General features: G+C 41.1%; 11 protein-coding genes. 6 read left to right on the top strand and 5 right to left on the bottom strand.

Features of this window, described 5'->3' with window-relative positions:
* Positions 1 to 9 precede the first annotated feature (9 nt).
* The 5 genes from ABJE44_RS17130 to ABJE44_RS17110 all read left to right on the top strand — a co-directional run bounded on the left by ABJE44_RS17130 (position 10) and on the right by ABJE44_RS17110 (position 6,811).
* Positions 10 to 921 carry an AAA family ATPase gene (locus ABJE44_RS17130; protein WP_348112790.1) on the top strand — a complete coding sequence of 304 codons (912 nt, stop codon included), beginning with the start codon at positions 10 to 12 and terminating at the stop codon, positions 919 to 921.
* Positions 914 to 1,957: a general secretion pathway protein GspB gene (locus ABJE44_RS17125; RefSeq protein WP_348112788.1), complete on the top strand. Its 1,044-nt coding sequence runs from the start codon at positions 914 to 916 to the stop codon at positions 1,955 to 1,957. Before ABJE44_RS17130 ends, ABJE44_RS17125 begins: the two co-directional genes overlap by 8 nt.
* Positions 1,958 to 2,177: 220 nt before the next feature.
* On the top strand, positions 2,178 to 2,951 hold the full coding sequence (locus tag ABJE44_RS17120; protein ID WP_348112787.1) for a transporter substrate-binding domain-containing protein: 774 nt from the start codon (positions 2,178 to 2,180) through the stop codon (positions 2,949 to 2,951).
* Positions 2,952 to 3,063: 112 nt separating this feature from the next.
* Entirely contained in the window at positions 3,064 to 4,440 is a 1,377-nt protein-coding gene (locus ABJE44_RS17115) for a glycoside-pentoside-hexuronide (GPH):cation symporter (RefSeq protein ID WP_348112786.1), read from the top strand.
* Positions 4,427 to 6,811, top strand: coding sequence for an NdvB protein (locus ABJE44_RS17110; protein WP_348112785.1), 2,385 nt, complete (start codon positions 4,427 to 4,429; stop codon positions 6,809 to 6,811). Before ABJE44_RS17115 ends, ABJE44_RS17110 begins: the two co-directional genes overlap by 14 nt.
* A gap of 70 nt (positions 6,812 to 6,881) precedes the next feature.
* Here the strand turns inward: ABJE44_RS17110 and ABJE44_RS17105 are convergent, their stop codons facing one another.
* Complete coding sequence (locus tag ABJE44_RS17105; protein ID WP_348112784.1) at positions 6,882 to 7,322, bottom strand: hypothetical protein; 441 nt, start codon at positions 7,320 to 7,322, stop codon at positions 6,882 to 6,884.
* Positions 7,323 to 7,497: 175 nt separating this feature from the next.
* Here ABJE44_RS17105 and ABJE44_RS17100 point away from each other — a divergent pair, with 175 nt between their 5' ends.
* Positions 7,498 to 8,262: a transporter substrate-binding domain-containing protein gene (locus ABJE44_RS17100; protein ID WP_348112783.1), complete on the top strand. Its 765-nt coding sequence runs from the start codon at positions 7,498 to 7,500 to the stop codon at positions 8,260 to 8,262.
* A gap of 45 nt (positions 8,263 to 8,307) precedes the next feature.
* Here the strand turns inward: ABJE44_RS17100 and leuD are convergent, their stop codons facing one another.
* The 4 genes from leuD to leuA all read right to left on the bottom strand — a co-directional run bounded on the left by leuD (position 8,308) and on the right by leuA (position 13,108).
* Positions 8,308 to 8,931, bottom strand: coding sequence for a 3-isopropylmalate dehydratase small subunit (leuD, locus tag ABJE44_RS17095; RefSeq protein WP_348112782.1), 624 nt, complete (start codon positions 8,929 to 8,931; stop codon positions 8,308 to 8,310).
* A 17-nt stretch (positions 8,932 to 8,948) separates the two neighbouring features.
* A complete protein-coding gene (leuC, locus tag ABJE44_RS17090; RefSeq protein ID WP_348112781.1) occupies positions 8,949 to 10,361 on the bottom strand; it encodes a 3-isopropylmalate dehydratase large subunit in 1,413 nt (470 codons plus the stop codon).
* A 77-nt stretch (positions 10,362 to 10,438) separates the two neighbouring features.
* The gene (leuB, locus tag ABJE44_RS17085; RefSeq protein WP_348112779.1) at positions 10,439 to 11,527 is read right to left on the bottom strand and encodes a 3-isopropylmalate dehydrogenase; all 1,089 of its coding nucleotides are present in this window, start codon (positions 11,525 to 11,527) and stop codon (positions 10,439 to 10,441) included.
* Between the two features lie 6 nt (positions 11,528 to 11,533).
* Positions 11,534 to 13,108: a 2-isopropylmalate synthase gene (gene leuA, locus ABJE44_RS17080; RefSeq protein ID WP_348112778.1), complete on the bottom strand. Its 1,575-nt coding sequence runs from the start codon at positions 13,106 to 13,108 to the stop codon at positions 11,534 to 11,536.
* Positions 13,109 to 13,114 lie beyond the last annotated feature (6 nt).

Below are 13,114 nucleotides of genomic sequence, written 5' to 3'. Positions count from 1 at the left end.
ACCAAACTTATGTACTTAAGCTATTTTGGATTATCTGATAATCCTTTCTCAATCGCTCCTAATCCTGATTATTTATACATGAGCCCTAGGCATAAAGAAGCCTTGGCACATTTGATTTTTGGGTTAAGAGAAAGCGGTGGATTTGTGATGTTAACTGGTGAGGTAGGTACTGGAAAAACCACTGTATCACGTAAGTTAATGCAGCAGTTGCCTGAAAACACCCAAGTGGCAATGATTTTAAACCCAACACTCTCAGCATTAGAGTTATTGGCCACTATATGTGATGAGTTAGGTATTGAATATTCGAGCGAACGGGCTAGTTTGAAGTATTTTACAGACAAGATTTTAAATAAATTAGCCAGCAATCATGAGTTGGGCATTAATACTGTGCTAATTGTAGATGAGGCGCAGCACTTATTGCCCGAGGTGTTAGAACAGTTAAGGTTATTAACCAACTTAGAAACCAATCGAGAAAAGCTTCTTAAAGTGGTGCTAATTGGGCAGCCAGAACTACAGCAATTGTTAAAGCGCAATGAGTTGCGGCAATTAGCTCAGCGTATTACCGCCCGGTATCATTTATTGCCATTGACCTCTGCTGAGGTCGGTGCATATATTGGCCATAGACTAGGAGTGGCAAATGGTGACGTGAGTGTATTTTCAAAAGCTACGCTCAAAACCGCATTTCATATAAGTGGCGGCATCCCCAGAGTGATTAATCTTTTGTGTGACAGAGCACTGACTTTGACATTCACCAAACAGTTACCCACGGTACCACAACATATATTTGTAGTGGCAGCGGAGCAAATTTTAGGCGCTGATGTTGTTAAACAAAGGCGAGGTAAGCTATGGGCATATACCCTGTTAGTCATTTTTGCAGCCTCCGTGGCTGCAGGTTTTTGGGTAGGGTCGCTAAATGGGTAAGGTAATTAATATACAAGCGCTAACCCCTGGCATGGTAATTATCCGAGTTACTCAACAAAATGGCCCTGTGAAGATAAGAAAGACTGGCTTAGTCAGTAGCCAAGCTATGGTGCAAGGCTTGATTGAAATGGGTATTCAAGAAGTTGAAATAGACCCAGAGCAAACCGTCGAAGTTGAGCCTCCAAAGGTTAATAAGTCTGCTACCCAGAAAATGCTTGAAAGTAACCACGTTACTAATACACGGATAGATGATGGCTTGTCTGATCAATTCCATCGCAGCTTGTTTCTACCTTCCGTGCAAGATATTCCGTCAGCATGGCTGTTTTATACTAAACGATACGGCTTAGCTGTGTTAATTGCTATTGCAGGTTTTGGGCTTGGGTGGGCAGTATCTCATTATGAAGGGGTTAAAAAGTTGTTTGTTTCAGCCCCTGTTATCGAGCCTAACTTAGATAAATCAGTGGTAGAAGCAGCTCCTCCACAAGTTAATAAAAGCGGTAACCTGTCATCTTCTGAAACTGTGGATAGCGAAAATGAAGTTATCTCTACACAAGCCTTACCTACTCAAGAAAGTTCGGCTCAACTCCCACAAAATGATGAAAAACTTGTCCCCCAAACTTCTGATAAAGCACACTTAGTTAAAGAAGCTACGCCTGAATTAGCTCCAGAACCTGCGACTACACCATTAGAAGAGCAGCCGATATCTGCAGATCTGTTAGCAAAATTTAGAGAGGCTGTGTCTGAAGTAGGAGAAGATGCTCCAAATCCAGAAGTACAAAATGCTCAGCTTGATAATGGCGTGTCTAGAATAGATCAATTACCTGTGTGGGTACTGACAGAGCTACCAAATATGTCATTTTCTGCCCATATGTACGCCTCTGATGACTCTGAACGTTGGGTCAGAGTAAATGGAACCAGAATGGTTGAGGGAGATATGATAGAAAGCGCAGTTGAAATTATTAGCATTTCTCCACAGCAGGTTATTTTAAGCTATAAAGGCCATAAATTTATAATGGATGCATTGACTGATTGGTGAGTTATTTTGTTTTTCTTTTTTGAGCTAACTTAATGATACACATTAGCGGTTGTTTATTATTTAATAGCCTGTAATTTTTAACTTTACTTGCCTTTAATACTCGCTTTTCCAGCTAAATGTGTTGTTGATGCGGTATTCGCTAAGTAAGCGTTTTCGTTTTTGATTTTTACAAAAAGACCCATAAATAAAGGACTTAATAGGGCCAAGAATGAATGTTTCTATGAAATTTTCGATATTCCTTCCCATGTCTGTACTGGTAATTGTTTTCGGATGGTTACCCGTTAGCTATGCTGATGAGCTTTTTGAAAGAGGCTCAGTAAAACTAGCAACAGGTAAAGGATATGCTCCGTTTGTAGATGAAGATTTGTCTGCTGGGGGCTGGTCTGTAGATATAGTTAGGCAGACATTTAAGCAGCTAAGTCTAGATATTCAGCTTGATGTCCTACCTTGGGACCGAGCTTTAAAATGGACCAAGGATAGAAAGGTGCTGGCTGCGTTTCCATTCGTTTATTCAAAGCAGCGTGCGGAGCAATTTCTTTTTTCTGAACCAATAAACTATGTACCTATACATATGTATGTCGCCAAAGATTCGGACTTTTTATCCATAGAGCAACTTAAAGGTAAACGGCTGTGTTTTCCTTTGGACTATACTATCGGTTCGGTGGAACAAGCTATTTTTGATAAATTTGAGATGATTATCAATAGAGCTAAAGACGGCTTTGCATGTGTAAAGCATGTGAACAAAGGCTGGAGTGATGCAGGAATTACCAATGGCTATATTGATGCGGCGAGAATAAATATTATCTCTGATGAAAAAGTAGATTCAATTAGGATATTTAACGAGTTACTAGGCAATATCCCTCTTTATTTAGTTATCAGTAAACAACATCCACAAGGTCAAAAATGGATTGATGAATTTAATCATGGACTCAAGTTACTTGAGTCCAGCGGTAAAAAATCAATCATAGATAAACAACACCTGCAAAACTTGTAACTTTTATTTGGTTTGATTGTAGAAATCAAATAACACTGTAAACGTTTTCATTAATGTAATAGCATTGTATTTATTATGTTTTAAAGTTGTACGTTTAATTAAGGTGTACTTGATGACCGATAAATCTTCAAACTCAAAACTTACTATGTTTGAAAAAGTTGGATATGCCATGGGGGATGTAGCCTCAAATTTCTATTGGCGTGTGTTTGATGTTTTTCTCTTTATTTTTTATACCGATGTTTTTGGTTTATCTCCCGCTGCTGTTGGTACTATGATGTTGGTGACTAGGCTCATTGATGCCTTTTCTGATCCTATAATGGGCGCCATGGCCGACCGTACTCAAACTCGCTTTGGTAAATTCAGACCTTATTTACTGTGGGGCATCATCCCAATTGCAGCCGCTGGTATATTAACCTTTACTGTGCCTGATTTAGATGAGGGCGGTAAGCTTATTTGGGCTTACTGTACCTATATATTTATGATGTTGGCGTACACCTTTATAAATGTGCCTTACGGAGCCTTGTTAGGTGTAGTAACAGCGGATAGCCAACAACGCACTACCTTGACTAGCTTTAGGTTTATCGGGGCATTTTCTGGCGGAACATTAGTGGCATATATGACACCAAAGTTAGTGGTTTGGTTAGGCCAAGGTAATGAAGCTTTGGGCTGGCAGCTCACTATGACTGTTTACGGCTTTGTGGCTTTAGCATTATTTGTGGTTACCTTTGTTGCTACCAAAGAGCGTATCAGCCCGCCTGTAGGGCAAAAAACACCTGTTATTCAAGACATCAAAGACTTGTTATCGAATAAACCTTGGATCGTGTTATTTTCCTTGGCCTTAGTGATCATGATGACTATTTCATTACGGGGCAGTGTGGGGACATTCTATTTCAAATATTATGTTAATCGTGAAGAGTTAATTGCCACCTTTTTAACTATTTATATGATTTCTCTGGCTGTTGGAGCAGCCAGCACGCCTTTACTAACTAAGTTCATGGATAAGAAAAAGCTTCTAATGTTACTTATGGCCTTAGTCGCCATATTATCAACCGTGTTTTATTTTGTTCCTAAAGACCAGGTTTGGCTAATGTATTCTTTACAAGGGGCTATTGGCCTGTGTCTTGGTCCCAAGTCGCCTTTGGTTTTTTCTATGTACGCTGATACGGCGGACTACTCTCAGTGGAAAACCGGAAGGCGTGCCACGGCTATGGTTTTTTCAGCAGCGGCGTTTGCGCAAAAATTAGGTGGTGCTCTAGCCGGAGCCATGATTGGCTGGATGTTAGGGTCGTTAGGGTATGTCGCTAACCAAAGTCAGAATGCTGGTTCAGAGCAAGGTATAGTTTTACTTATGACGCTTATTCCTGCTGGGTTTGCTGTATTAGCGGTGTTTGTGGTGCGTTTTTACACCTTAGATGAAGCCCAAATGGAAACGTTACATAAAGAACTTAAATTTAATGAAACACAAGAGGTAGACAGTGTCAGTAATTGATTCATCAATACTTGAGTGCCATAACGGCGGCGCAAGTTATAGCTTAAAAAGCCCAACTGTATTACCAAATGCCAGCGCATTTTTGTGGAATAAAAAAATGCTAATCCAGGCAAATTGTCGAGGCTATGCTATCGCACAGTTTATGCAACCAGAGGCTGGAAAGTATGTTTCTGGTCCAGCCTTAGAAGCAAAAACCTTTATGCAACCAGAGCAACCTTATTACGCTCATCATCCTGGTCGCTTCGTATATGTGAAAGACAATGTTGACGGTTCGATATTTTCTGCACCTTATGAGCCTGTACGTGCTCCATTAACACATTTTGAGTTTATTCCTGAACCTCATCAGATAAGCTGGATATCAGAATATAAGCAAATTAGAGTGACTTTATGTTTACGTCTACCTACAGAAACGGCTGTGGAATGTTGGCAGGTTAAGGTAGAAAATCTATCTGACGTTGAGCGAGACATAAGCGTTTATCCATATTTTCCTGTGGGATATCGTTCTTGGATGAATCAGTCTGGACTGTTTAGTGTTGACTTAAATGCAGTCGTTTGCAGAAGCATAGAGCCATATCAGAAGGTGCAAGATTACTTTAAAAACCAATGCTTACATGAACTCACTTTTTTAACTTCAGATGTTAAAGTTGATGCTTGGGAGACCAGTCAGCATATTTTTGAAGGCGAGGGTGGTCTGCATCAGCCTAGTGCTATTACAGCAAAAAGTTTAAGTAATAGTGAGGCAAATTATTGTACTCCAACTGCTGTGATGCAGTTCAATATGCTGCTAAGTAAAGCTGAAACAAAAACAATCAACTTACTATTTGGCCCAGCGAAAGATCATCAACAAGTAAGCGAATATAGAAGCTCACTTTTACAGATTGACAGTTTTGATACTTTTGCAACCCAGTACCAAGGTTATTTGCAAAAAGGGCAGGGCGTTTTGCAAGTAGAAACCCCTGACGCAGAGTTCGATGCATATGTTAATCATTGGTTAGCAAGACAACTTTATTATCACGGAGACGTAAACCGCTTAACTACCGACCCGCAAACTCGTAATTATTTACAAGATAATATGGGCATGACCTATATCTTGCCAGAGGTCGGTCGTGCTGCCTTTATACGCGCATTGAGTCAGCAAGCCGCAACAGGTGAAATGCCCGATGGTGTATTGATAGCCGAAGGTGCTGAACTTAAGTATATCAATCAGGTTCCCCATACTGATCACTGCGTATGGCTACCCATATGCTTGAAAGCCTATTTAGATGAAACCGCGGATTATGCCATGTTAGACGAATTGGTTGGTTTTAGTGATGGCGAAGAACAAGCGACGGTCGCTGAACATATTATTCGAGCCATGCAATGGTTAGCAAATAGTCGCGATGAAAGAGGTTTAAGTTATATCAATCAAGGTGATTGGTGTGATCCAATGAATATGGTGGGTTACAAAGGCAAAGGCGTCTCTGCTTGGTTAACTTTAGCTTCTGCATACGCAATTAATGTTTGGGCTGAAATTGAGCACAGCGCACAATCAGAGTATTCGGCTGAAACAAAAGTATTGTTAACCCAAGCTGAAGAAATGAACCAGCAGGTGAATACCTACTGCTGGGCAGGCGACCGTTTTGCTCGGGGTATAACGGATGATGGCAGAGTGTTTGGTACTGAAAAAGACGAACAAGGTCAGTTGTTTCTGAACCCACAAAGCTGGGCGTTTTTAAGCGGTGCTGCGAGTAACGAACAAGTACCTTTAATGTTGCGTGCCATTAGTGAAAATTTAGAAACTCCCTATGGTTGCATGATGCTGGCACCCAGTTACACCCAAATGGTAGAAGATGTAGGTCGGGTTACCCAAAAGTTTGCTGGCACCGCTGAAAATGGCTCGGTGTATAACCATGCTAATGCATTTTATATTTACAGCTTATACACCCTAGGTGAAGGTGATTTAGCCTTTCAGCAGCTTAAAAATATGTTACCTAATAGTGATGATATGCAGCAAAGGGGTCAATTACCTTTGTTCATTCCTAATTATTACCGCGGCGCATATTATCAATACCCAGCAGAAGCCGGTAAATCAAGCCAGCTATTTAACACAGGTACAATCTCTTGGTTTTATCGCTGTTTAATTGAAAACTTATTCGGAGTTGTTGGTTGTAAACAAGGTTTAAAAATAACCCCACAATTACCGAGTAATTGGGAAACGGCAAAAATAAACCGAGTTTTTAGAGGTGCCACTTTTAAAATTCAATATGAAGGTGATAAAAACTACGGTAAACCGCAAATTTATGTAGAAGGTGTTTTACTTGATGGCGATTGTATTAGCGAGTTTGAGCCAGGAAAGTCTTATGCAGTCAGGGTTAAAATACCAATAAAGTAAAAAGAATAGGACTTAAGTTTTATATATTTTACAACTAGATAGGGCTAACATCTCAACTGACTTATGCTAGTTATTTAATCCATTTTTTCTGTTTTGCTTTGAGCGACAGATATAGTAGAAAAATAGCCACAAGTAATATTAGGGTTGGCATTACCATTCCACCCGGTCCGTATACTTCATAGGCGTTTGTCATAAACAGTGAATGAGACATTTGAGTCAGCACCCCAAAAAGGGAAATTGCTAATATTGGTATCGATATCGCTCGCTTTAACGCGAGTAGAATACAACCTAAGGTGCCACCTATGACAGCACATGCAAACGCTAAGTTAGCCCATGATGGGATATTTTGATACAAGGCCTGCTCTGAGATAGGAAGTGATGCAATTTTATCTGGGGTCATGCTCACTTGCATTACAAATGCGCCAATACCCAGCAGGTTCCATATGGCCAGTAGTATAACTAAAGCTACAAACCATTTAGGTGTGATGTCTTTATTAATGTTGGAGTACATAGTTACCTCTAGTTTACTTGAATGACTAGTTTAGATAAATGTGTTTGAATAGGGTACCAGTCAGAGTTTATTCGGGCCATAGAAGTTATTGGTTTTTGAGGCAATGTAAAGATGCTTTTTACTATATAGCTATAGTAAATCAAAATTAAAATGAAGATAAAATTGATGAATTTTTATGTTAAACGATAAATTGTATCTAGCCCTATTAGGAGCCATTGTATTTACACTGTTAACTTGCAATGTTTCAGCTGCAACCGTCAAAAAAATTCATGTGGTAACTGAATATTTTCAAAGTTATCAATTTGAAAATAAAAAAGGTGAGTTAAGTGGGTTTGCTGTTGAAGTAGTCGAAAGGCTATTTGATATGACTGAGTATGAAGCTGTTATCGATGTGCTCCCATGGAGCCGTGCCTATAAAATAGCCAGCGAACAAGAAAATACCATGATTTTCTCGATTGCTTTCACCGCAAGCAGAAGAGAAAATTTTAAATGGGTAGGTATTTTAAGCCAAGATCCGTTGTCAGTGTGGGGGTTAAAAAAGAAATTCCCAGGTAACGGTTTGACTTTAGAAAACCTAAAACAGCATCCTTTTGTGGCAATTCGTGGCACTAATCCAGACGATGTTATAACCGAACTTGGTTTTAGTCATGTCGTTAGGGTTGCCTCACAAGAACAAATGTTGGGTATGTTATTTAAAAACAGAGCCGATTTTTTTGTGAGCGGCAATCAAGTAATGATGTTTAGAGCTAAGGCACTTGGTTATAAATTCTCTGACTTTTCCTCCGTTTATCAATTTGAAAATCTATCCAGTAAATTGGGGATAGCATTTAATATTAATTCAGAACCAAAGATTATTACTAGCTTTAGAGAGGCATTTCTAGAGTTGGAGGCAAGTGGCGAGTTATCTTTAATAAAGCAAAAATGGAATGTTAAATATTAAAGGTGACTTTTGTTAGCCACCTTTATATTTGAGTTTATTAGCTTATTAAGCTTGTTGCCAAGACGGGCGGCTGTTTTCAAAAGCACTTATTTGAGCGTCTAGCTCCAAGGTTTGGCCGATAGCATCTAAACCTTTAAGTAAATTAGTTTTATGTTGCTGAGCAATATCAAAAGAGAAACTTAAGTCGCCCACAGATACTGTTTGCTGCTCAAGGTTAACCGTTATGCTAGTGGTAGGGTCTTGCTCAACTAATGCGAAAAGTTGGTCCATTTGGTCACTTTCAAGCTGTACTGGCAATAATTGGTTATTAATACAGTTGCCATAAAAAATATCAGCGAAGCTAGTAGCAATCAGTACTTTAAAGCCGTAATCATCTAAAGACCAAGGTGCGTGTTCACGACTTGAACCACAACCAAAGTTTTCACGAACCAATAAAATACTGGCTCCTTGATGTTCTGGTTTATTCAAAGAAAAGTCAGGATTAAGTACTTGCTCATGCTGATCTAAGTAGCGCCAATCATGAAATAAGTGTTTACCGTAACCACTACGTGTAACGGCAGTTAAAAATTGCTTTGGGATAATCTGATCGGTATCGACATTGGCTTGATTCAATGGCGCAGCTGTACCTGTGTGTATGTTGATCCCAGCAGGAGTGGTTTGAGTCGTCATAAGTCTATCCTTTTGGGTTATTGGTAGTCACGTACATCAGCGAAACGGCCAGCTAATGCTGCCGCTGCAGCCATAGCAGGGCTCACTAAGTGAGTACGGGCCCCACGGCCTTGACGACCTTCAAAGTTGCGGTTACTAGTGGATGCACAGCGATCGCCATTTTGTAAAATATCATCGTTCATGCCTAAGCACATTGAACAACCCGGTAAGCGCCATTCAAATCCAGCTTCGATAAATATTTTATCTAACTGCTCTTGCTCTGCTTGTTGTTTTACCGATACTGAGCCAGGTACCACAATCGCAGTAACACCTTCGGCAACTTTACCTTGCTTAGCAATGGCAGCCGCTGCGCGCATATCTTCGATACGGCCATTAGTACAAGAGCCAATAAATACATTATTAACTGCTAAGTCAGATAGTTTTTGACCTGGTGTTAAGTCCATATATTTTAAGGCTTTTACAGCTGAGTCTTGATCGATAGGGTCGCTAAAGTCAGCCACTGCTGGTACAGGTGTGTTTACGCCAATAACTTGACCCGGGTTCGTTCCCCAAGTGACTTGCGGGGTAATATCAGCTGCATTTAGTTCAATAATCGAGTCAAAGCTTGCGCCTTCATCAGTCACTAGGCCTTTCCAGTAAGCAACAGCTTGGGTCCAGTCATCACCTTTAGGGGCGTACTCACGTCCTTCTAGGTAATCAAAAGTAGTTTGGTCTGGTGCGATTAGCCCTGCTTTAGCACCGGCTTCGATACTCATGTTACAGACTGTCATGCGCTCTTCCATAGTTAAAGCTGAAATCGCTTCACCGCTATATTCTATAACGTGACCCGTTGCGCCAGCGTGACCAATAGCGCCTATGATAGCTAAGATAATATCTTTAGCGGTAATACCAATGGGTAGGCTGCCGTTCACTTTCACTAGCATGCTTTTAGCTTTGCTTTGCTTCAAAGTTTGAGTGGCAAACACATGCTCTACTTGTGAAGTACCAATACCAAAAGCGAGTGCGCCAAATGCACCATGAGTCGCAGTGTGTGAATCACCACACACTACTGTCATACCGGGCTGAATTAAGCCAAGTTCGGGCCCCATAACATGGACAATACCTTGCTTCTGGTGACCGACAGGGAATAAAGAAATACCGTGTTTCTCACAGTTATTGGCAAGGGTTTGTAGCTGTAACTGATTAGTTGGGCCACAAGCATCGATTGCTAAAGAGCGTGTAGATATACTGTGATCCATAGTGGCGAAGGTGCGCTGCGGGCAGCGTACTTTTCTGTTTTTGTCATCAAGGCCTGCAAAGGCTTGAGGAGAGGTCACTTCATGAATTAAGTGACGGTCGATATACATTAGTCCTTCACTGCCGACGGCTGAAGAGGTGTTTTTATCGATGGCATGGTCTTGCCATATTTTGTCGTATAAGGTTGTCGCCATTATGCGTACTCTTTTGGTTGTTTGTTACTATGGGGCCTTTTATAGGAAGGCCACACTTTGATTAGGCATTGAATTGCTTATACAATTTGTGCCACTACGTAATCGCCTACGGCACTGGTGCTCTTAGCTTGGTCGCGGTTTTCCGGGGCTAATAATTCGCCCGTTAATATGCCGTCACTTAAGGTCTTCTGCACTGCAGCATCAATAACATCTGCAGCTGCAACTTCGTTCAAACTATAACGGAGTAACATTGACAATGATAAGATTTGAGCAATGGGATTCGCTATGCCTTTACCAGCGATATCAGGGGCTGAACCGCCAGCTGGTTCGTACATACCATAGCCATCACCATTAATACTTGCTGAAGGAAGTAAGCCCATAGAGCCTGTAATCATGGCGCATTCGTCAGAGATAATGTCGCCAAACAAGTTTGAACATAACATCACATCGTACTGACTTGGCTCACGAATGAGTTGCATAGTCGCATTATCAATGTAGATGTGTTCTAGCTCTACTTCTGGGTAGTCCTTAGCGACTTCTTCTGTCACTTCGCGCCACAAACGGCTGCAAACTAACACGTTAGCTTTATCAACTGAGGTCACCTTTTTGCCACGCTTCATCGCAGCTTCAAATGCAGTAATAGCGATACGGCGGATCTCTTTACGGCTATAACGCATGGTGTCATACGCAAACTCTTCTTCGCCAGAGCCTTCTAACCCTTTTGGTTGCCCAAAATAAATACCACTGGTTAACTCACGCATAACTAATACATCAAAGCCACTAGCGGCAATGTCTGCACGTAAAGGTGAAAGATTTTCAAGACCGGGATAAATCTTGGCCGGACGTAAATTACTAAATAAATCAAAATGGCCACGCAAGGCTAATAAAGCTGCACGTTCTGGTCTTTCTTCTAAAGGTAGGCTGTCCCACTTAGGACCACCGATAGAACCAAATAATATGGCGTTGGCGTCTTCACACCCTTTAAGAGTTTCTGGTGGTAAGGCTTGGCCGTGGTTATCGATAGCAATACCACCTACATCAAAATCGTTCAGTTCAAAGTTAATGTCGAATTTTTTGCTTACTGCGGCTAATACTTTTTTGGCTTCGACCATGACTTCTGGTCCGATACCATCGCCTGCCAATACTGCTAATTTATAGTCAGACATTATTTTTTATACCTCTGAATTTTTAATGTGTTGTTGCTTTTGCTGATCGATTTGGTCAGCTAAATGTGTATTGTTGAGTACGTAAATAAGGGCTTTTACGCCAGATTCAACTATGTCAGTGGCCAAACCAATGCCGTTGAAACGCCTGCCATTGTACTCGGCTATGACAGATACTTGGGCAAGGGCGTTAGCTCCTTCGCCTTTAGAATCGAGTTTAAAGTCCACAATATCTACGTTTTCATGGCCAAGTACTTTGGTGATTGCATTGTAAGCTGCGTCTACTGGGCCATTTCCGATGGCAGATTCGGTAATTTCTATTTCACCAACCTGCATACAAACTGTGGCACTAGGAATGATTTCTTTGCCAGAGTTAGCCTGTAAATATTTAAGCTTGTAATGCTCTTCTTCTTGCTTTTGCTGACTGAAGAATAACAAAGCCTCTAGGTCGTAATCGAAAACTTGGCCTTTTTTATCGGCTAGTTTAACGAATGCTTCGTAAACCGTTTCTAGGTCGAAATCAGATTCTTTGTAACCTAACTCAAGCAAGCGATGCTTGATAACATGGCGCCCAGAACGAGAAGTTAAGTTTAAGTTGTTTTTGTTTATGCCGACACTTTCAGGTGTCATGATTTCATAAGTGTTTTGCCCTTTTAACACGCCATCTTGGTGAATGCCCGACGAGTGACTAAAGGCATTTGCGCCTACAATTGCTTTGTTTGCCTGTACTGGCATATTACAAAGGTTGCTGACTAATTTTGAAGTACGAGATATTTCTTCACTTTTGATATTGGTTTTCAAACCTAAGATTGCTTCTCGGGTTTGCAAAATCATAGCTATTTCTTCAAGTGAACAATTACCTGCACGTTCACCTAAGCCATTAATAGTCGCTTCTACTTGCCTTGCACCTTGTTCAACGGCAGCGAGTGAATTAGCAACAGCTAAACCTAAGTCATTGTGACAGTGAACTGAGATAGTCGCTTTGTCTATGTTAGGCACGCGGTTATACAAGTTTTGGATAATGCCCCCAAATTCAGTGGGAGTGGTGTAACCAACTGTATCTGGAATATTCACTGTGGTTGCACCAGCATTGATGGCTGCTTCAACCATACGGCACAAATAATCAATGTGTGTACGCCCAGCGTCTTCACAAGAAAACTCCACATCGTCAGTATATTTACGTGCGTGTTGTACGGCCTTAACGGCCATTTCTACTACTTCATCCTGTGATTTACGTAACTTGGTGTTCACGTGAATATCTGATGTGGCGATAAAGGTGTGAATACGAAAGCGCTCTGCAACGTTTAGCGATTCGCCACAGGCATCAATGTCTTTAGCCAAGGCTCTCGATAAACCACAAACAGTGGCCGTTTTGATTTCTCGGGCAATGGTTTGCACAGATTGAAAGTCACCAGGAGAAGATACCGGGAAACCAGCTTCGATTATATCGACACCAAGACGTTCCAGTGCCAGAGCAATCTTTAATTTCTCTTTAACGCTCAAACTAGCTGGAAGCGCTTGTTCGCCGTCCCGCAAGGTGGTGTCGAAAATCTTGACTTGGTTAGTATTAACCCCGTTAGACATACCTTT

This window comes from Paraglaciecola sp. (assembly GCF_039942875.1).
GTDB lineage: Bacteria > Pseudomonadota > Gammaproteobacteria > Enterobacterales > Alteromonadaceae > Paraglaciecola.
The sequence above is the reverse complement of the archived record's forward strand: the minus strand, read 5'-3'. Positions and strand labels throughout refer to the sequence as shown.